Below are 20,837 nucleotides of genomic sequence, written 5' to 3'. Positions count from 1 at the left end.
AAGGAGCTGTCCTCACTGCGGCAGCTCCTTTCCCTTTATAAATTATTTAAAACGTAGTGAAATATTTTATGCTATCAGGTGAATATAGTGAATCAGCAGAATCGCATTTGGAACGGGAATTTTATTCTTATTACAGTAGGGAACGGCTTGTTGTTTGTCAATTTTCATATGCTCGTCCCGACCATTGCCATGTACGCCGCTTCCATCGGGTCCAGCGGCGGTGAAATCGGCATCATTGCCGGTATCTTCGCCCTGTCGGCCATCGTTGTGCGGCTGTTTACGGACGCCCTCGTAGGCAGACTGGGGAAGAAACGCTGTCTCTTCCTGGGACTTTTGACGTCCCTCGTCGCCACGGCGGGATACGGGCTGTTCCCGACATTCGGCGGACTTCTGACGGCCCGTATCCTCCATGGATTTGGCTTTGGGCTGTCTACGACGTTCGCGGCGGCCCTGGCCGTCGAGGTCATACCGCCGGAGCACCGCGGGGAAGGCGTCGGGTATTTCGGTCTGGGCAACACGATTTCCATGGGATCGGCACCGGCTGTCGGGGTGGCGGTCTTCTCGGCATTTCCGCCGCAGATATTGTTTGCCCTGGCTTCGGCGGCCTGTATCGTGTCCATGACCCTGTTCCTGCTGGCACGGGTTCCGGAACGGCCGGCAGGGCAGGTGAAGAAGGAACGGATTTCCCTTCTGCATCATTTCTTTGAAGAAGGGACGGCCGTGCCGGGCGTTATTTCCTTCCTCTTTGGCTTCGTCTATGCGTCGGTCAATACGTACCTGCCGCTCATGGCGGAAGAAGCGCACATCGCCTATGCCGGCCTGTTCTTTGTGTCTGGCACGTTATTCGTGTTTCTCTCCCGGGTAGTTGGCGGCAAAGTCTATGACCGTCACGGCCCGTTCTCCGTCATGTTTCCCGGCGTACTCCTGTACAGTGTTGCTATTTTCATGATCTGTACGGCTCATTCACCAATCTATCTGCTGTGTGGTTCGGTTTTCTATGGCCTGGGTGCCGGACTTCTCATGCCGGCCATCATGACCTGGCTGTTTAATGTGGTGGCTCCGGCGCGGCGCAGCAATGCCAGTGCGACCTATTACAACACCATGGACCTGGGAACATGCCTGGGCATTGTCCTCCTGGGGACCCTGGCCGGCCATGTGGGATACGTGGCTATCTTCTATGGCGTCCTGGCCGTCATGGGGCTGTACATTGCCTTTACGCTCTGGGCATGGAAAAGCGGCCATATGACGGACCGGCGCACGCCGCCATCAGGCTCTCCGGTGCCATAACTCGGACAGGGCTACGCCGCCCAGGACGAGGACGGCCCCCAGCCACTGTACGGCTGTCAGGACTTCGCCGAGGAGCAGTCCCGACAGGGCCAGGGCCGTCAGGGGTTCGATGTAGCCGCAGATGGAGACGGTCTGGGCAGACAGGTTTTGAATACCGGAGAAATAGAGAGAGTAGCCGATACCCGTATTGACGATGCCCAGGCAGAGAATGCAGGCGATGGCCGTGCCGTCCAGTGCGGCCGGGCCGGAGGACATGGTACAGGTCACGAGGCCTACGACAAGGGAGGCGACGAGCAGCTGACAGGCAGGAGATATGATCCCGCTTATGCCGGCTGTTTTTTTCATGGCGACGATGAGCAGGGCAAAGCACAGGGCGCACAGCAGGCCACACACGAGTCCCCATGAGAGGCCGTTGGCCTGAAAATCGGCGCCATTGATGCAGATCATGCCGCCGGTGACGATGATCATGCCGGCCACTTTGGGCAGGGTGAACGGTTCGTGAAAGACGAACCGTGACAGAATCATGATGAGGACGGGGCCGAAATAGCAGATGAGTGTGGCCAGGCTGACGCCGATCTGCTGGTAGGCTTCGTACAGGAAAAGCCAGTTCCCGGCCAGGAATATGCCCGACAGTACCAGCCAGACGAGGGAACGGCGCGGTGCCGTAAAGAGTACGTGCCACTGCCGGCGGCAGAGGGCCAGGATGAGCAGGAAGGTCCCGCCCAGGACCGTACGGCACAGTACGATTTCATAGCTCGATAAGGGAATATGACTGGCAATGATGCCGTTGGTGCCAAAGATGACCGTTGCCAGAATGAATTTGATATATGAGTCTTTCATTGTATCCTCCTATTATACCCGTGTTGTATTGTATACATTGTATTGTAGCAAAAAACAGGGGAAAAGGGTTAAGGGTTCATACATTTTTTTGTATTCTGTAAATTGTATACATAAGTAAAAGGAAAAAGAAATAGTGGTTTTACGTTTCAGTTATATCGTAAGTGTGATAAAATAGACCGTAGATGTACAAAAATCCCATACTACGAGAGGAAAGAAGCTGAGTATATGATGGATGTCTACAGCACGACTGAAAATTTTACGCGCCGCGCCCTCTGGGCCCAGATCGACCTCGACGCGGCCGCTCATAATATGCAGGTCATCCGCCGTCATGTCGGGCCGGATGTACGGATTGCGGCCGTTGTCAAGGCCAATGCCTATGGCCACGGTGCCGTCGAACTGGCCCGTACCTTTGCGGAAAACGGGGCCGACTGCTTTGCCGTTTCCAGTCTGGATGAAGCGGTGGAACTGCGCCGCTATGCGGGGATTACCAAGAATATATTCATCCTCGGCCATACGGACGGACGGAGGACGGAAGAACTCCTGGCCTATCATATTGAGCCGGCCGTGTTCAATCTGAAGAATGCCGAATACTTTTCGTCGGAAGCGTCCCGCCTGGGCCAGACCCTGCAGGTTCATATTGCCATTGATTCCGGTATGAGCCGTATCGGATTCCTGCCCGATGAGGAAAGCATTTCCGTCATCAAGGAAATTGCCGCCCTGCCGCGCATCGAAATCCGGGGGATATTCACTCATTTTGCCGTAGCCGATGAGAAGGACAAGACCTTTACGCATGAACAGTTCAAGCGGTTTATGTGGGTCTGCAGCCGCCTGGAAGATGAAGGAGTCCACATCCCCATCCGACACTGCTGCAACAGTGCGGCGACGCTGGAACTGCCCCGGTATCATCTCGACATGGTCCGTCCCGGCATCATCCAGTACGGCTGCCAGCCGAGCCATGACGTATCTCTTGCCGGGTTTGATTTCCGGCCGGTCATGTCCCTGCGCTGCTGCGTGGCCCACGTCAAGCTCATCGATGCCGGGGCCACCGTCAGCTATGGCCGTCATTTTACCTGTGACCAGCGTCGTAAGATAGCGACTCTTCCCGTCGGTTATGCCGATGGCTACATGCGGGCCTTGTCGGGGAAGGCGGAAGTCCTGTTCCACGGCCATCGCGTTCCCCAGGTGGGGACTATCTGCATGGACCAGTGCATGATCGATATTACGGGAGAAGCGAACTGCCGGGCCGGTGATGAAGTCGTATTATTTGGCCGTCAGGGCGATCAGTTCATCCCCATTGAAGAACTGGCCGACAAGGCTGGGACCATCAATTATGAAATCATGTGTAATATCAACCGCCGCGTGCCGCGGGTCTATATCCGCAATGGCAAGGTGGTGGAACGGGAAGAATATCTCTTTGACAAACCTTAAAAGTTTCGCAGGATAAACGATAAACCTAAAATAGAAACCTTGCAATCGGCAAGTATAAGGTATACTATAAAGATACAAGATACGTGCATATCCAGTATGCGCAGAGAGAAACAATCTAAATAAGGTGGTGCGTATTATGAATTGGGATGACAAGATTTCGAAAAACGTGCAGGTTATCAAGCCGTCGGGGATCCGTAAGTTCTTCGATATTGCCAATCAGATACCGGGCGTGCTGTCCCTGAGTATCGGCGAACCGGACTTTGCGGCACCGGACAAGGTATGCGAAGCGATGAAAGCCAGTATTGATGCCCGGCAGACCAGCTATACGGCCAATTCGGGCCTCATCGAACTGCGGCAGGAAATTGCAAAATTATTCCATGACCGCTATGGTGTCGATTACGATCCAGTCGATGAAATCATGGTTACCGTAGGGGCTTCGGAAGGGCTGACCATGGCTCTCCTGGCACTGACCGAACCGGGGGATGAAGTCATCATTCCTGATCCGGCGTACGTAGCCTATCCGGCTGCCGTAGAAGCTGCCGGTGGCGTTCCCGTTTTCGTGCCGACTTATGCCAAAGATGACTTCAAAGTGACGGCCGAAGCGCTGGAACAGGTCGTGACGCCGAAGACGAAAGCTCTCGTCATGGGCTACCCCAATAACCCGACGGGGACGGTCATGACCCGGGAAGAACTGCTGCCCATTGCGGAATTTGTCAAGAAACACGACCTGGTCGTCATGAGCGATGAAATCTACTGCGAACTCATATACGGCGATACGAAATTTACGTCCTTTGCCAACCTGCCGGATATGCGCGAACGGACGATTGTACTCAACGGCTTTTCCAAGGCCTACGCCATGACGGGCATGCGCCTGGGCTATGTCTGTGCCCCGCGGGACGGTCTGGCCAATATCCTGAAGCTGCACCAGTACATGATCATGTGTGCCAATACGCAGGCCCAGTACGGCGGCATCACCGCTCTCCGGGACTGCGCCGCTGACGTGGAATCCATGCGTCAGGAATACGATGCACGGCGCAAAGTCATTTATAAAGGCCTGGTCGATATGGGTCTTCCCGTTTTTGAACCGAAAGGCGCCTTTTACATCTTCCCCGATATCAGCTGCACGGGTATGAACAGCGAAGAATTCTGTGAAAAACTGGTCAAGGAAGAAAAAGTGGCCGTCGTTCCCGGCACGGCATTTGGTGCCTGCGGAGAAAATCATGTCCGCATTTCCTACGCTGCTTCCATGGAAACCATCAAGGAAGCATTGAAGCGGATGGCACGGTTCGTTGAAAAGTACAGGAAATAATATAGAATGATCAGAGGCCGCCCCGGGTTGCGTAACGGGGCGGCCTCTTTTGGGCCATGCAGGGATATGATACAATATATATAACGAGTTAGAGACCGACACGGGCCATCAGGTCTGTGGAAGAATTGGAACAGGGGAGGACGGAGTATATGGAAACGAAGTATTATCTCGGATTTGATGCAGGGACGCAGAGCGTAAAGGTAGCGGTATATGATGAAAACATGGAGGAAATTGTCATGGCGACGGCCAAGACGACCTTGTCCTATCCACAGCCCGGCTGGGTACAGATGGATATCGATGAATATTACCGCCTGATCAAGCAGTGCATGCGCGTCTGCAGCGACGGCATGAAGGAAAAGGGGATTTCTCCTTCGGGCGTGCGGGCCATCATGGGCGATGGCATCATCTGCGGCATTGCCTGCATAGATGAAGATGGCCATGCCCTGACGCCGTACATCAATTACCTCGACAGCCGGACAGCGGAAGATGTATCGCAGCTGAAAGAGCAGCATCTGGATATCTGGGCCAGGGAAACGGGCAATGCCGAACCGAACGTCATGTTCCCGGCCATGTTTGCCCGCTGGTTTTTGCAGAACGTGCCGGACGTACGGGAAAAGGGCGTCAAGTTCGTCCACAACTGCCCGTATATCCTCCTGCACCTGGCCGGCCTTTCCGGGAACGATGCCTTCATCGACTGGGGGACCATGTCCGGCTGGGGGCTCGGCTACGATGTGGTGAACAAGTGCTGGTCGGAGGAGCAGCTCCGTATCCTGGGCATTCCCCGGTCGTATATGCCGCGTATCGTAAAGCCCTGGGATATCATCGGCCATCTGTGTGAAGCCGATGCGGCGGAAACGGGATTTCCCGCTGGCATCCCCATCTGCGCCGGTGCTGGCGACACCATGGAATCGATGATGGGCAGCGGCATCCTGGAAGCCGGCCGGGCCGTCGATGTGGCCGGGACCTGTGCCATGTTTTGCGCGGCTACGGATGGCATTATTCCTGAACTGTCGGCGCCGGGTACGGGACTGGTCTTTAATTCGGGGACCCTTCCCGGCACGTATTTTTACTGGGGCATGGTGCGTACGGGAGGGCTGGCCCTGCGCTGGTTCAAGGATAACATTGCCCGCAAGGCCGATGATGATGCCTATTACGGAGAAATGGACGACCTGGCCCGGCGTCATCCCGCAGGCTGCGGCGGCGCCATGTTCATCCCGTACCTGACCGGTGGCAATGGCGATTATCCTAATGTACGCGGTACCTTTACGGGCCTGACCCTGGACGACGACCAGGGGGCGTTGTGGCGCTGCGTGCTGGAGGGCATCGGCTACGACTATATGGAAGTCACCGACCGCTATCGCAGCGCCGGTATTGATCTCACGCAGCTGACCATCACCGAAGGCGGCAGCCGCGACCGGCTGTGGAATCAGATCAAGGCCGATATGCTCGATACCCGTGTCGTGACCTTGAAGGTCGCCGGCGGGGCCGTGCCGACCAACTGCCTGGTGGCAGCCTTTGCCGCCGGGGATGTGACCGACCTGAAAACAGCGTTGCAGCAGCAGCTGGCCGTCAGGGAAGAGTTTGTGCCCTGCCGTGATCATACGGCCCTGTACCGGAACCAGTATGAACGCCGCAAGGGACTGTTGGAAGCCTTAAACAATATCAAAAATTTATAAAATAGTTCGTGAATGTGTACAAATTCACAAATAAGAACCGGATATTTTTCCGGTTCTTATTTTATTGTTATGTATGTTGTACATTACTGGTACAAAGTTATCTGGCCATGCCTAAAGTTCATTGATTTATGGAAATCGATGATTAAACAACATAAATGCATGGAAAAAGGCCGTTTTAATGCCGTATATAAAAGGTAAAATAGGCAATGATTCTGTAAAGTTATGAAAATGTCTGTTTTTTTAGTGGACTTTTTTTCCAAACGTGTTATACTATGAATGTAAGCAGTGCATCTTATATTTACCAAAAAGTGATTTTTTTTTGAGACAAAAAGTGAAAAAAATCACGCTAATAAAGGAGGAGTTTCAAATGTTCAAAAAAGTCATGGTTATTGGTGCAGGTACGATGGGTTCCGGTATTGCTCAGGTATTTGCTGAACACGGTGTAGATGTTATCCTGAACGATATCAAACAGGAATTCATCGATGGCGGCATGAAAAAAATCGACAAACAGCTGACCAGAAAAGTTACGAAAGGTAAAATGACGGAAGACCAGAAAGCTGAAATCATGGGCCGTCTGACCGGTATCGTAGAAATCACGGAAGACAACATGAAAGATGTTGAACTCGTTGTCGAAGCTGCTATCGAAGACGAAAAGATCAAATGCGGCATCTTCAAGAACCTCGATGAAAAATGCCCGGCTAATACAATCCTCGCTTCCAATACGTCTTCCCTGCCTATCACCAAGATTGCTACGGCTACGAAACGTCCGGAAAAAGTTATCGGCATGCACTTCTTCAATCCGGCTCCGGTCATGAAACTGGTCGAAATCATCAAAGGTATTGCAACTGACGATGCTACGACGAAAGCCGTTGTAGAATGCGCTGAAGGCCTTGGCAAATCCCCTGTTGAAGTTGAAGACTTCCCGGGCTTCGCTGCCAACCGTGTCGTCGTTCCGATGCTGAATGAAGCATGCTATGCCCTCATGGAAGGCGTTGCTTCCAAAGAAGGCATCGACGCTGTCTGCAAACTCGGCTACAACCATCCGATGGGACCGCTCGAACTGTGCGACCTGATTGGTAACGATGTCGTTCTCCACGTTATGGAAGTTCTCTATGAAGGCTTTGGCGATCCGAAATATCGTCCGTGCCCGCTCCTCCGTAAATACGTTGCTGCCGGCTGGCTCGGCCGCAAGACGGGCAAAGGCTTCTACGATTACAGCAAATAATGCCCGCTGGATAGCTTGATACTGACCTTAAGGAGGATTCTACCTATGGAATTTGAAAACATTCTCTTCACCGTAGAAGAAGGTATTGCTACAATTACGATCAACCGTCCGAAACAGGCTAACGCCCTGAACGCCGCTACGGTCCGTGATATTGAAAAAGCCGTTGACTACATTGCCGGCTCGAAAGACGTACAGGTAGTCATCATTACCGGTGCTGGCGACAAATTCTTCGTTGCTGGTGCAGATATCAAAGAAATGGCTGATTACAACCCGAAACAGGCTGGTGACTGGGGCACATATGGTGCTGGCGTCATCACCAAGATCGAAAGACTGCCACAGCCGGTTATCTGCGCTGTAAACGGCTATGCTCTGGGTGGCGGCTGCGAAATCTCCATGGCCTGCGATTTCCGTTATGCTTCGGATAACGCCGTATTCGGCCAGCCGGAAGTCGGCTTGGGCATCATCCCCGGCTTCGGTGGCACACAGCGTCTTGCCCGCCTCGTAGGTCCTGGCATGGCAAAAGAAATCATCCTGAGCAACCAGAATATTGATTCGGCTGAAGCTCTCCGCATCGGCCTGGTCAACAAAGTCGTTCCTCAGGCTGAATTAATGCCGGCTGCCATCAAGACCGCTAAGAAAATCATGAAACAGGGTCCTGTAGCAGTACAGATCGCTAAGAAAGCTATCAACAACGGCTTACAGTGCGACATCATTACAGGTATCCAGTTCGAAAGCAATGTCTTCGGCCTCTGCTTTGCTACAAAAGATCAGAAGGAAGGCATGAAAGCGTTCATGGAAAAACGTAAAGCCGATTTCAAAGGCGAATAACCGGTTTTTCTACAAGGTAATAAAAATACAGTGTCAGCGATGGCACTGTATTTTTTTTGACCATAAAAGTCAAAAGAATAGTATGAGAGAAAAATATTTTTGACTTTTTGACTTTTTTAGCCTAAAATCATTGACAAATCGGCTCAATCATGCTATCTTTTATATAGTTGTTAGCACACCAATAAAAAGAGTGCTAAAACAACGCGGCATCGAGGTGACAGGAAATGAATTTGGATGAAAGAAAACAAAAAATATTGCAAGCTATCATTCAGGATTACATCACGTCTGCCGAACCTGTCGGGTCCCGGACCATTGCCCGGAAGTATAATCTGGGCGTCAGTGCCGCAACGATCCGTAACGAAATGTTTGACCTGGAAATGATGGGCTATCTGGAACAGCCCCATACGTCGGCTGGCCGGATTCCATCCATTAAAGGGTATCGGTTCTACGTCGATTGCCTGGTGAAACCGGAAAAGGTGACAAATGATGAAAAGAAATTTGTCGAAACATGGTTTCAGGACAAGGTAAGCGATGTCGATCAGATATTTCAGAATACGGCGAAGGGACTGGCCAGGATTACGCACAATGTGACCCTCGTCATGACATCGCAGCAGCCCGGTTCCCGGCTGAAATACATACGGTTCCTGCCGCTGGATCACCGGCGCGCTATCATGATTGTCGTTACCGATTCCGGGCAGATTGAAAACTGTATTTATTCCAAACCGGATGGCGTCGATGTGGACGAACTCAACATCGTCGCTGAGAAATTGACGAATTTCCTGTCCGGCGTGCCCATGGCCAAAATCAACATGGACATGCTGCAGCAGTTCCACGACGATGTGGTAGATGACCTTGATTTGTACCGGACTGCTTTCCGCTCACTTCACAGGGCGTTCCGCCGTCAGCAGCAGTTGTATAAAGGCGGGACGATGGAACTCCTGAATAAGCCGGAGTTCAAGGATGTCGATAAGGCGAAAAGCCTGTTTACCATGCTGGAGGAACAGGATATTGTAGCCAATATCCTGCATGATGAGGGAGAACAAACGGACAAACCGGTAACGGTGCGTATCGGTGAAGAAACTAAATTATCTCCGATTAATGACTGCAGCATTATTGAAGCGACCTTTATGGCCAATGATGTAGTCCTCGGTAAGATTGCTGTTTTGGGACCGGCCCGCATGGAATATGCCCGGATCATTGGCTTACTCGATTTTATGAAACAGCATGTGACCCATATTCTGGAACATTACCAGGACGATAAATAGGAGGGATGCAGGTCATGAGTAAAGACAAGAAAAAAGAAGAAAAAGAAAAACAGACGACGACAGAGGCTGTGGAAGAAACGAAACAGCCGGCTGATGAAATAGCAGAAGAAACAGCGGCAGATGATGGTGCCGGTGCCGGACAGGCGGACAGCCAGAAGGCACAGCAGCCGGATGCCAGCGCACAGGCAGAGGCGGCAGCAGCGGAAATGAAATCGCGCTACTTGCGCCTCCAGGCCGATTTTGCCAATTTCAAGAAGCGGACTGCAACAGAAAAGCAGCAGATTTCTGAAGTCGTCAAAATGGATGTCCTCCAGAACATCCTGCCGGTCATCGATAATTTCGAACGGGCCCTGCAAGTGCCGCAGGATTCCCTTTCCGATGAGCTCAAATCGTTTGTAGATGGCTATACCATGATTTACAAACAGCTCATGACGGTTCTCGAAAAAGAAGGTGTTACGAAAATTGATGCCGTAGGCAAACCGTTTGATCCGAATTATCATCAGGCAGTCATGCGGGTCCCCAGCGATGAATACGACAATGACGTCGTTGTGGAAGTCCTGCAGGAAGGATATCTGCTGGGCGACAAGACATTGCGCCCGGCAATGGTTAAAGTTGCATTTAACGGTTAAGTATCGTAGAAAGTATAAGATTGGAGGAATTACTTATGTCTAAAGTAATTGGTATTGATTTAGGTACGACAAACTCGGTTGTAGCTGTTATGGAAGGCGGCGAACCGACGGTTATCACGAATACAGAAGGGTCCAGACTGACGCCGTCTGTCGTTGGTTTTTCCAAGACCGGTGAACGCCTGGTCGGCCAGTTGGCAAAACGTCAGGCTGTTTCCAACCCGGAAAACACGATTTCTTCCATTAAACGTCATATGGGTGAAAATTACACCGTCGATATCCAGGGCAAGAAATATACGCCTCAGGAAATTTCGGCCATGATCCTGCAGAAACTGAAGGAAGATGCCGAAAGCTATCTCGGTGAAAAAGTTACCCAGGCTGTCATCACCGTTCCGGCATACTTCAACGATGCCCAGCGTCAGGCCACGAAAGATGCTGGTAAAATCGCTGGCCTCGATGTACTCCGTATCGTCAACGAACCGACGGCTGCAGCCCTCGCTTATGGCCTGGATAAAGGCGGCGACGGCAAGATCCTCGTATTCGACCTCGGCGGTGGTACTTTCGATGTTTCCATCCTCGAATTGGGCGACGGCGTATTCGAAGTAAAGGCCACCAACGGGAATACCCACCTCGGCGGCGACGATTTCGATAATAAAGTCATGAACTGGATGATCAGTGAATTCAAGAGCCAGACCGGCATTGACCTGTCGCAGGATAAGATGGCTGAACAGCGTCTGAAAGAAGCTGCTGAAAAAGCCAAGATTGAATTGTCCACGGTCCTTTCGACCAACATCAACCTGCCGTTCATCACGGCCGATGCCACGGGCCCGAAACACCTCGACCTGACGCTGACCCGTGCTAAATTCAACGAACTGACGGAAGACCTCGTACAGGCTACGATGGAACCGACCCGTAAAGCTATCGCCGATTCAGGTTTCTCTATCAATGAAATCGACAAGATTATCCTCGTCGGTGGTTCCAGCCGTATCCCGGCTGTTCAGGAAGCCATCAAACAGGTACTGGGCAAAGAACCGAGCAAAGGTGTCAACCCCGATGAATGCGTTGCTGTCGGTGCTGCTATCCAGGCCGGTGTCCTCGTCGGCGATGTCAAAGACGTACTGCTCCTCGATGTAACGCCGTTGTCTCTGGGGATTGAAACGCTGGGCGGTGTCTTCACCAAGATCATCGACCGCAACACGACCATCCCGACTTCGGGAAGCCAGATTTTCTCGACAGCCGTTGATAACCAGCCGTCTGTCGATGTCCACGTCCTGCAGGGCGAACGGGAAATGGCCGCCGATAACAAGACACTGGGTCGTTTCGAACTGACCGGTATCCCCGCTGCTCCCCGTGGAGTACCCCGTATCGAAGTTACGTTCAATATCGATGCCAACGGTATCGTAAACGTAGCAGCCAAGGATTTGGGCACGGGCAAGGAACAGAAGATTACCATCAAATCGTCTTCCGGCCTTGACAAGAGCGAAATCGACCGCATGGTCAAGGAAGCCGCTGCCCACGAAGCAGAAGATAAGAAGCGCAAGGAAGCTATCGAAGCCAAGAACAATGCTGATTCCCTGATTTATCAGGCTGAAAAGACCATCAAGGATCTGGGCGACAAAGCCGATGCTTCCAAAGTTTCGGAAATCAAATCGAAGATTGCCGACCTCAAAGAAGCCGTCAAGACGAACGATGTCGATAAGATCAAAGCCGCTTCGGAAGCTCTGACCAAACCGCTCTACGATCTGACCAGCGATATGTACAAACAGGCCGATGCTCAGCAGCAGGCTGCCCAGCAGCAGGCCGGTGCACAGCAGAGTGCCGGTGCACAGCAGCAGGAAAACCAGAACGGTGAAAAAGTTGTCGATGCCGACTACAAAGTTGTCGATGACGACCAGAAGTAAGTTGTAAGTAAAGAGGGGCTGCCCATATGAGCAAAAAAGATTATTATGAAGTACTTGGCGTTCCCAGAGACGCCAGCGAAGCGGACATCAAAAAAGCGTTTCGCAAACTGGCAATAAAATATCATCCAGATAAAAACCGGGACAACCCTAAGGCTGCAGAAGAAAAGTTCAAGGAAGTCAACGAAGCCTACAGCGTCTTGTCCGATAAGAACAAGCGTGCCCAGTACGACCAGTTCGGCCCCGATGCGTTCCAGAATGGCGCAGGCGGAGCCGGCGGCTTCGGCCAGGGAGGCTTTGGCGGATTCGGCGGATTCGGTCAGGGCGGATTCAGCTCTGGCGGTTTCGGTGGATTTGGTGATATCTTTGATTCCTTCTTTGGCGGCCAGGGCAGCCGACAGTCTAATGGTCCGGAACGGGGAGCTGATCTCCGCTTCGATGTGGACATTACATTCAAACAGGCTGCCTTCGGGACGGAAATGGAAATCCAGGTGCCGAAGAATGAAACGTGTGAACATTGCCACGGCAACGGTGCCGAACCGGGCAGCAAGGTAGATACCTGTCCGGTCTGCCACGGCACAGGCCAGCAGCGGGTCGTACAGAATACGCCTTTTGGCCAGATGGTCAACGTCAGGACCTGTTCCCATTGTGGCGGGACTGGCAAGATTATCCATGAAAAATGCAAGAAATGTCACGGCGAAGGCACAGTGAAGGTACGCAAGAAACTGAAAATCAAGATTCCTGCTGGTGTCGATGATGGCGCACGCCTGCGCGTAGCCGGCGAAGGCGAACCGGGCGTACGCGGTGGTGGCCATGGCGATCTGTATGTGTACATATTCGTGCGCCGCGATCCGCAGTTTACCCGTCAGGGCAACGATGTCGTGTCCCAGCAGACTATTACCTTTGCACAGGCGGCGCTGGGCTGCACCATCCGCGTGGAAACCATCGACGGGCAGGTCGATCTGAAGGTGCCGGCCGGTACCCAGAGCGGCACTATTTTCCGGATCAAAGGGCACGGCGTACCCTATCTGGGCTCCAATGGCCGCCGGGGTGACCATCATGTGCAGGTCAACATTACGACGCCGAAGCGCATGAACGCCAAACAAAAAGAACTCCTGAAAGAATTTGCCCGGGCTGGTGGAGAAACCTGGGTGGGGGAGTCTAAAGAAGAAGGTTTCTTTGAAAAAGTAAAAAAGAAAGTGACCGACTTCATCCGCTCCATGAATAACTCCGGTACGATTGCCGGAAATGCATAATTTGCCACAGGACACTGCCGGTGCAGGTATCATCTGTACGGGCAGTGTTTTTGTTTTGTCCGGAAAATTTTTTTCCGGTCCGGCAGGATTTTTTCCCATGACGGAGAATATTATAATAAGGATAGTCTGTCTCTCACAGAGAGCCTTATTTCCATTACACGTTAGGAGGATCATACCATGTTTGCAGATAAAGACGATAAGAAGTTTACCCTGGCAGAAAAGAACGAAATCGGATTCAGAAAAGAATTGTATCAGAACCTTCTGGCCGAAGGCGAACAGGTACTGCTCGAATTCAACGCCCAGCGCAATGTAGTCGTGCTGACGGACCGGAAAATCATCGGCGTCCGCGTCGAAGCCTATACGGCACGGCACAAAGCGGCCCTGGTCATCCCGTACAGCAAGATTACGGCCTATTCGGCAGAAGTGAGCGATAATTCGGAAATGGATACGGAATTCAAAATCTGGGCTCCGTCCATTGACTGCTGCACCTTCCGCGTACTGGAAGACACCATCGACATGAAAGAAATCCTGCACATACTGGTCACGTATATCGGATAACAAAAACACTAAACGTCAAACACTAAACTTCAAACATCAAACTTCAAACATCAAACTCACCGGAAGGCTGTTGCATGACAGGTTTTGCTCCATGCAGCAGCCTTCTACGTTATCTTTCTATTTCCATGTGAAATATGCACTTGACAAGTATACTTATAAAGTGTACTATAATAGTTATATTTATATTTATGCGATAAGAAGGGTTGAACATGGGCGAACTGATTTCAAAAAACATACAAGGCGTTGTCGACAGCATCCTGGCGGACTACAATCACGACGGGCAGCGGGAAATCGATAAACTGGATATTTTCAATAAACCGAATAAAAAGGTCATTGTCGATATCATTACCAAACTGCTGCGGATCATTTATCCGGGATATATCAAAGACAAGACCTACCGCTTCTATGACATCGGCAACAATCTGACCGTCGTCATCGAAGATGTGGCCTATAATCTCTGCAAGCAGATTACCATCGCCCTGAAATATAAGGGGATGACCCAGAACGTCAAGATTGATAACGTGGAACAGCGGGCCGAACAGGCGACACTGACCCTGCTCAAGACAATTCCCAAAATCCGGGAATATATCGAAACGGATATCGAGGCGATTTACGAAGGCGATCCGGCAGCGGAAAGCAAGGCGGAAGTCATCTTTTCTTATCCCGGCCTGTTTGCCATTTCCGTCCACCGCGTGGCCCATATCCTGTATAAAATGCAGATTCCCATCATCCCCCGGGTCATGTCGGAATACGCTCATGGCATGACGGGCATTGAAATCAATCCCGGTGCAGAAATAGGGAAGTATTTCATGATCGACCACGGCACGGGCATCGTCATCGGGGAAACGACGGTAATCGGCGAACACGTCAAACTCTATCAGGGCGTTACCCTGGGGGCGCTTTCCCTGAAAGATGGCCGCAAGCTGGTCCACAAGAAGCGTCACCCGACCATTGAAGACCATGTGACCATTTATTCTGGTGCTTCCATCATGGGCGGCGATACGGTCATCGGCCACGATTCGGTCATCGGCGGCAACGTATTTATCACCAAATCGGTAGCGCCGGGGACCAAGGTCAGTGTCAAGAATCAGGAACTGCGCTTCGATGAAGATAAACAGGCCGTCAAGAACGTCGATGAAAACGACGAAACGTGGTTTTATATTATATAAGCGGTGTTCCTTTAGCGGTACAGAAACGGGGGAGGACCGGAAGAGCTGTCTCAGGACGGCTCTTTTTTCGTCGCCAGAAGGCGGGGAAAATATGGTATAATAGTAAATAAATCAGCGGACGGCAGGCGATGCATCCGGGCCGCCTGCTGGATGAATTGCCGAAGCAGACAGGAGAAAGATATGGAATATAAAGAAATAGATGTGTTTGTATCTCCGGAATTTACCGATGTAGTCTCTCTTATTTTGTGCGACTGTGGCAGCCAGGGATCGGTTATCCACGATGAGGAAACGTACGATGATCTGATTCGCATCACGGCCTATTTTCCGGCAGACGACGACAAGGCCGAACCGGCCGTCCGGCAGGGCATGAAGGCGCTGCAGGAACGGAATCCCCGCATGGGACGCTGGCATATCATGACCCGTAAGACGAGCGATTCCGACTGGCTGTACCGCTGGCAGGATTACTTTCACGCCACGAAGATTTCCCCCCGTCTCTGGGTATCGCCATCGTGGGAAACGGCTGAACCGGGGCCGGTCGAAGCGGTCATCCGCATCGACCCGGGTGTCGCCTTTGGCAGCGGCCTTCATGCGACGACGGCCATGTGCGTGTCTTATCTGGAACAGGTCATACAGCCGGGACAGCTCGTCTATGATATCGGGACCGGCACGGGAATCCTGGCGATTGCGGCGGCCCGGCTGGGTGCCGGTCATGTGACGGCCGTCGATCTCGACCAGAAGGCCGTGGATCAGGCTGTAGTCAACGTGGAACTCAATGAACTGAGCGACTGCGTGGAAGTCATGCACAGCGACCTCCTCGGCGCCATATCGGACAAGGGGGAGAAAGCCGATGTCGTCACGGCCAATCTGGTCACCAACGCCGTCCTATCCCTGCTGCCCGACCTGGGCAGCTATACCCATGCCGGTTCCTATGTCATCGTCAGCGGCATCATTGATGACCGCATAGGGGAAATACGGGACATGGCAGGACAGACGGGATATGAATGGGTGTCAGATACGCTGCAGGATGGCTGGTATGCCGTTTTGCTCAGGAGGAACTAATGCGCAAGGTATTCGTCAATTTTCCCATTACATCCGCTTTTTACTTGTCGGCGGACGATTCCCGCCACATCATTACGGTGCTGCGCAAACGCCAGGGGGACTCTATCGCTGTGACGGACGCAGCCGGCGTGACTTATGACTGCCGCATCCGTGAGGCCGACAGTCAGCGGGCGCTCCTCGAGCCCCTGGAGAAGACCGGGCAGAAAGACGGGTCTTCCGGCCGGGTGATCCTGGCGGCGGGACTACTCAAAAATGACAAGTTCGAATGGGTCGTCCAGAAGGCCGCCGAGCTGGGGGCCAGCATGATCGTTCCTGTACAAATGGAGCATTGTGTAGTAAAATTAAACGACACGCGCCGCAGGGACCGGCGCCTCCGCTGGCAGCGCATTGCCCAGGAAGCGGCCAAACAGTGCGGCCGCGATGATATACCGGAAGTAGCAGATGTCCTGTCTTTTCCAGAATTACTGAAAGCGTACGGAACGATGCCCTTTATCATTCCCTTTGAGAAAGAAACGCGGCCACTGCGCGATTGTTGTGCCGCCGTGCAGACCGGGGACGTGGTCATCTGCATCGGACCGGAAGGCGGATTTGCCAGGGAAGAAATAGAAAGGGCCGTTACGGAACTTGCCAGCTGCCAGACCGTTTCCCTCGGTCCCCGCATACTGCGGGCAGAGACGGCGGCCGTAGCGGCCCTTGCCATCATTATGTATGAAAGAGGATTCAGATAATGCCAACTATTGCCTTTGTGACCCTGGGATGCCGGGTCAACCAGTACGATACAGACAGTATGCGCGGCCTGTTTTTAAAGGAAGGCTATGAGGAACGGGATTTCCGCGATGCTGCCGATGTCTACGTCATCAATACCTGTTCGGTCACCCAGGTAGGTGAAAAAAAATCGCGGCAGCTCATCCGCCGTGCTAAGAAAGTCAATCCGTCAGCCGTCGTCGTTGTGACGGGATGTTATGCCCAGCTCAAGCCGGAGCTGTTGTCATCCATGCCCGACGTCGATGCCGTCATAGGCACCAACGAACGGCACCGCATCGTTCCCATGGTGCAGATGCTCCTGGGACGGGGCGGCGGGGCGGCTGTGACGGCCGTCCACGATGCCCGCAGCGCCGATGCCTTCGAGGAAATCCCTCTGTATCCCTCGGCAGTCGAACATACGCGGGCGGATCTCAAAATCCAGGAAGGGTGCAATAATTTCTGTTCGTACTGCATCATTCCCTACACCCGCGGCGCCCTGAAGTCACGCCAGCCCGATGCCATCATCGAAGAAGCCCGGCGGCTGACACAAGCGGGGTTCAAAGAACTGGTCCTGACCGGTATCCACCTCGGCGCCTACGGCAGGGAGCTGCCAGACCATCCGGGCCTGGCCCTGGTACTGCGGCGCCTCCTGGCAGAAACGGACGTACAGCGCATCCGCCTCGGGTCATTGGAATCTCTGGAAGTAGACGATGAGCTCATCCATGTCATGAATCAGTCGGACCGCATCTGCCCCCATCTGCACCTGCCCCTGCAATCGGGTTCTGACGCCATATTGAAAGCCATGAACCGCAAATATACAAAAGAGGAATTTATCCATCTTATAGAGACACTGCGCAGCCGTATCCACCACCTGACGGTCTCGACCGACCTCATCCTGGGATTTCCCGGTGAAACGGATGAGTTGTTTGAGGAAACACTGGAAACGCTACAGAAGCTCCGCTTTTCCCACATCCACGCCTTTCCCTATTCGCCCCGGCCGGGAACGCCCGCCGCGGCTATGGAAGACCAGGTAGATCCGGCCGTCAAGAAACGGCGGGTAGAAATCGTACAGGATCTGTCGGCCCGGCAGAAAGACCAGTGGCTGCAGGAGATGATTGGCCAGACCGTCCGGGTGCTGATTGAAAAACAGGAAGGCCCGGAAGGAGAAGGCTTTTCGGAAAACTATGAACGGGTCTGCGTCAGCGGCCTTGCACCCCATCAGGAAGGTTCCATCGTTCCCGTCGTGCTGACGGGAGCCTGCGACCATAGATTAACAGGCATCATTAAGGAGGAGATTTAAATGGAAGACTGCTTATTTTGCAAGATTGCTGCTGGTGAAATCCCCAGCACGAAAGTGTATGAAGACGACGATTTCTATGCCTTCAAAGATATTGCTCCCGTAGCACCGGTACACGTCCTGGTCATCCCCAAGAAACACATTGCCAGTATCGCCGCCCTGACGCCGGACGACGCCGACGTAGCCGGCAAGATGCTCTATGCCATCCAGAAAGTAGCCCAGGTACTGGGCCTCGACAAGGAAGGCTACCGCGTCGTCTACAACACGGGTGAAAAAGCAGGCCAGACGGTCCATCACATGCACGCCCACATTCTCGGCGGCAAGGAAATGGCATGGCCGGGAGTATAAGACCTGCCGGGGAAAATCCCGGGCCGGTCCGGCGGAGACACCGGAAGAGTTCCGCCCGCCGCAGACAGGTCGCTGGCGGAGGCAGGATGATACGCATCGTTTCCCTGCTGTTACTGGCGGCTATCATGGCTTTCCTTATATTCCATATGAGATGATCCATACGGCTGCAGTACGGCTGCGGCCGTATTTTACTGCCCCGGGGAAAGAACCGGCCCGGTGACGGCAGGTGTTTGTGTTTTTGTGTCGAATACTATACATAGCGGTTCTGTGTTGGCATACACAGGATAATCTGAAGTACGGGCAGGTGACGCATGTGTACATACGATATATACGCATTGAAAATTACCGGAATTTCCGGGATGTAGAAATGACGTTCCACGAAAAGGCGAACTATCTCGTCGGGGAAAATGCCATCGGCAAGAGCAGTTTCCTGAGGCTGCTGAAGCTCATGAGCGAAGGCTGCGGCATTACAGAAGATGACTATGATTCAGTACTGCAGCCTATCGTCATCACCCTGGAACTGCAGCTCCTCGACAGCGATAAAGAGGCCTTTGCCGACCTTCCGGAAGAGCATATGACCTCTATCCGGGTGCGCATGGAAAAAAACGTAGAGGAAATCTATCCCCGGCTCTATGATGAACAGACGGGGGAACAACTGCCGCTGGATGTCATCCGGCGCATCCGCTACGTGTCCTATTCTTCGTCCCTTCCCCAGGAATACGCGGCCCCGGCACGGGTATACCGGGCCATTGAAGACATGCTTACCTCGTGGGGACAGACGCAGATTGCGGAGTTTACGCCGGAACTGCAGAATTTCATCCGCCATGAAGCCCGGTACGGTCATTTCGATTCGTCTTATTACGTTGATATCTTCCTCTTGTCCTGTCTGTTGCGCCGGCAGGACCGGTCCCTGGCGGATAACATGAAATTCATTTCCCTCGTCGCCCTGGAACTGATTACCCAGATTTATATCATGTGCCAGAGCAAGGCCGTTCCCATCGAGCACAATCTGATCGTCGATGAAAAAGGACGGCGATGGCTTCCGCTCATCACGTCCATCGACGAACCGGAAATCCATCTTCATCCGTATATGCAGCGGTCTATCCTCCATTATTACAAGCAGCTCCTCAGCAACGAGGATCCCCGCTTTGCCGAACTGCTGAAGGGGTTGTTCCACATAGACGGCCTTCGGGGCCAGTTGTTCGTCGTCACCCATTCTACGGATGCCCTGGTCGATGACTACCGCAACATCGTCCGCTTTTACCGCCATGACGGCGGTCAGGTCCGGGCGGCCTGCGGGGCGACGATTCATTTCAGTGAAGAAATCGAAAAGCACCTGATCATGCACTTCCCCGAAGTGAAGGAAGCACTTTATTCGCGGAGTGTCATCATCGTGGAAGGGGAAACGGAGTATGGCTGTTTTTCTCTCTTCGGCACGACCCTGGGACTTCCCTTTGATTACTACGGCATCTGCCTGATTAATGCCCGCGGGGAAAGTTCCATTGCCAAGATCCGGAAATTGCTGCAATTCTTCCATATTCCCACGGTAGTGTTGTATGACGCCGATGTGAAAGGCAGCAAGGGGCATGAGAAGAATACGTTTTTCACCGACGGCATCTGCTTCGAAATGGATCTGGTGAAGACGATGATTTCCCACGGGAAACGGCGCGAGCTGGACCGCATCATCGATACGGCCAATGGCGAACATGCCCGTGCGACGACGGACATGCTCAAGAAGGCATGCCGCAAGCTCGACCTCAATTATCACGACTACCCGCCCCGCATGCTCTGGCATGTGAATCCCCGCAACCAGGATGCGCTCTGCGTCTACTATTTTTCCTGGCTGTACAGCAATAAGGGGGTCATCCTGGGACGGCTCATCGGCCAGTCCCTGAAAGCCGGACTCATTCCCCCGGCCTTTGTCCGTACCATCCGGGCGGCCGGCGACCTGGCACGGGTTACCCTCCGGCGGGAAGAAGAGGGTCGCCGCTATGAAGAGGAGAAAGAAGAACGGTAATATATAT

At 52.9% G+C, this 20,837-nt stretch carries 18 protein-coding genes; 17 read left to right on the top strand and 1 reads right to left on the bottom strand.

The genetic code is table 11. The features are described from left to right. Nucleotides 1-87: 87 nt before the first annotated feature. The gene (locus B2U90_RS12440; RefSeq protein ID WP_292017937.1) at nucleotides 88-1,287 is read left to right on the top strand and encodes an MFS transporter; all 1,200 of its coding nucleotides are present in this window, start codon (nucleotides 88-90) and stop codon (nucleotides 1,285-1,287) included. On the opposite strand, the gene B2U90_RS12435 is transcribed toward B2U90_RS12440, so the two are convergent. Next, on the bottom strand, nucleotides 1,267-2,127 hold the full coding sequence (locus tag B2U90_RS12435) for a DMT family transporter (RefSeq protein WP_113856184.1): 861 nt from the start codon (nucleotides 2,125-2,127) through the stop codon (nucleotides 1,267-1,269). The two genes, B2U90_RS12440 and B2U90_RS12435, sit on opposite strands and share 21 nt — an antisense overlap. A 225-nt stretch (nucleotides 2,128-2,352) precedes the next feature. On the opposite strand from B2U90_RS12435, the gene alr reads away from it, so the two are divergent. The 16 genes from alr (at nucleotide 2,353) to B2U90_RS12355 (ending at nucleotide 20,830) form a co-directional block, all read left to right on the top strand. Further along, nucleotides 2,353-3,555, top strand: coding sequence for an alanine racemase (gene alr / locus B2U90_RS12430; RefSeq protein ID WP_292017936.1), 1,203 nt, complete (start codon nucleotides 2,353-2,355; stop codon nucleotides 3,553-3,555). A 136-nt stretch (nucleotides 3,556-3,691) separates the two neighbouring features. Beyond that, nucleotides 3,692-4,864, top strand: coding sequence for a pyridoxal phosphate-dependent aminotransferase (locus B2U90_RS12425; RefSeq protein WP_292017935.1), 1,173 nt, complete (start codon nucleotides 3,692-3,694; stop codon nucleotides 4,862-4,864). Between the two features lie 149 nt (nucleotides 4,865-5,013). After that, the gene (locus tag B2U90_RS12420; protein ID WP_150824366.1) at nucleotides 5,014-6,540 is read left to right on the top strand and encodes an FGGY-family carbohydrate kinase; all 1,527 of its coding nucleotides are present in this window, start codon (nucleotides 5,014-5,016) and stop codon (nucleotides 6,538-6,540) included. A gap of 367 nt (nucleotides 6,541-6,907) precedes the next feature. Further along, a complete protein-coding gene (locus B2U90_RS12415) occupies nucleotides 6,908-7,765 on the top strand; it encodes a 3-hydroxybutyryl-CoA dehydrogenase (RefSeq protein WP_059077296.1) in 858 nt (285 codons plus the stop codon). Between the two features lie 45 nt (nucleotides 7,766-7,810). Next, nucleotides 7,811-8,593 carry an enoyl-CoA hydratase-related protein gene (locus B2U90_RS12410; protein ID WP_059077295.1) on the top strand — a complete coding sequence of 261 codons (783 nt, stop codon included), beginning with the start codon at nucleotides 7,811-7,813 and terminating at the stop codon, nucleotides 8,591-8,593. A gap of 224 nt (nucleotides 8,594-8,817) precedes the next feature. After that, nucleotides 8,818-9,858, top strand: a complete 1,041-nt coding sequence (gene hrcA, locus B2U90_RS12405) for a heat-inducible transcriptional repressor HrcA (protein WP_059077294.1) — start codon at nucleotides 8,818-8,820, stop codon at nucleotides 9,856-9,858. Between the two features lie 14 nt (nucleotides 9,859-9,872). Beyond that, nucleotides 9,873-10,487, top strand: a complete 615-nt coding sequence (grpE, locus tag B2U90_RS12400) for a nucleotide exchange factor GrpE (protein WP_059077293.1) — start codon at nucleotides 9,873-9,875, stop codon at nucleotides 10,485-10,487. Nucleotides 10,488-10,522: 35 nt separating this feature from the next. Next, on the top strand, nucleotides 10,523-12,385 hold the full coding sequence (dnaK, locus tag B2U90_RS12395) for a molecular chaperone DnaK (RefSeq protein WP_059077292.1): 1,863 nt from the start codon (nucleotides 10,523-10,525) through the stop codon (nucleotides 12,383-12,385). A 26-nt stretch (nucleotides 12,386-12,411) separates the two neighbouring features. Next, nucleotides 12,412-13,638, top strand: a complete 1,227-nt coding sequence (dnaJ, locus tag B2U90_RS12390) for a molecular chaperone DnaJ (RefSeq protein ID WP_059077291.1) — start codon at nucleotides 12,412-12,414, stop codon at nucleotides 13,636-13,638. A 177-nt stretch (nucleotides 13,639-13,815) separates the two neighbouring features. After that, nucleotides 13,816-14,196: a PH domain-containing protein gene (locus B2U90_RS12385; RefSeq protein ID WP_059077290.1), complete on the top strand. Its 381-nt coding sequence runs from the start codon at nucleotides 13,816-13,818 to the stop codon at nucleotides 14,194-14,196. 209 nt (nucleotides 14,197-14,405) lie between these two features. Next, complete coding sequence (gene epsC / locus B2U90_RS12380; RefSeq protein ID WP_059077289.1) at nucleotides 14,406-15,365, top strand: serine O-acetyltransferase EpsC; 960 nt, start codon at nucleotides 14,406-14,408, stop codon at nucleotides 15,363-15,365. Between the two features lie 180 nt (nucleotides 15,366-15,545). Next, nucleotides 15,546-16,424: a 50S ribosomal protein L11 methyltransferase gene (locus tag B2U90_RS12375; RefSeq protein WP_059077288.1), complete on the top strand. Its 879-nt coding sequence runs from the start codon at nucleotides 15,546-15,548 to the stop codon at nucleotides 16,422-16,424. Beyond that, nucleotides 16,424-17,152, top strand: coding sequence for an RsmE family RNA methyltransferase (locus tag B2U90_RS12370; protein WP_113856176.1), 729 nt, complete (start codon nucleotides 16,424-16,426; stop codon nucleotides 17,150-17,152). Before B2U90_RS12375 ends, B2U90_RS12370 begins: the two co-directional genes overlap by 1 nt. Then, nucleotides 17,152-18,468, top strand: a complete 1,317-nt coding sequence (mtaB, locus tag B2U90_RS12365) for a tRNA (N(6)-L-threonylcarbamoyladenosine(37)-C(2))-methylthiotransferase MtaB (protein WP_059077286.1) — start codon at nucleotides 17,152-17,154, stop codon at nucleotides 18,466-18,468. The genes B2U90_RS12370 and mtaB overlap by 1 nt, the downstream gene beginning before the upstream one ends. Then, nucleotides 18,469-18,813, top strand: a complete 345-nt coding sequence (locus B2U90_RS12360) for a histidine triad nucleotide-binding protein (RefSeq protein ID WP_059077285.1) — start codon at nucleotides 18,469-18,471, stop codon at nucleotides 18,811-18,813. It abuts the gene before it with no gap. Between the two features lie 313 nt (nucleotides 18,814-19,126). After that, nucleotides 19,127-20,830, top strand: a complete 1,704-nt coding sequence (locus B2U90_RS12355; protein ID WP_059077284.1) for an ATP-dependent nuclease — start codon at nucleotides 19,127-19,129, stop codon at nucleotides 20,828-20,830. Nucleotides 20,831-20,837: the final 7 nt, after the last annotated feature.

Origin of the sequence: Megasphaera sp. UBA4233 (assembly GCF_002395615.1) — a bacterium.
In the GTDB taxonomy this organism is placed as follows: domain Bacteria; phylum Bacillota; class Negativicutes; order Veillonellales; family Megasphaeraceae; genus Megasphaera; species Megasphaera hexanoica.
This window is presented reverse-complemented; position numbering and strand designations above follow the sequence as displayed.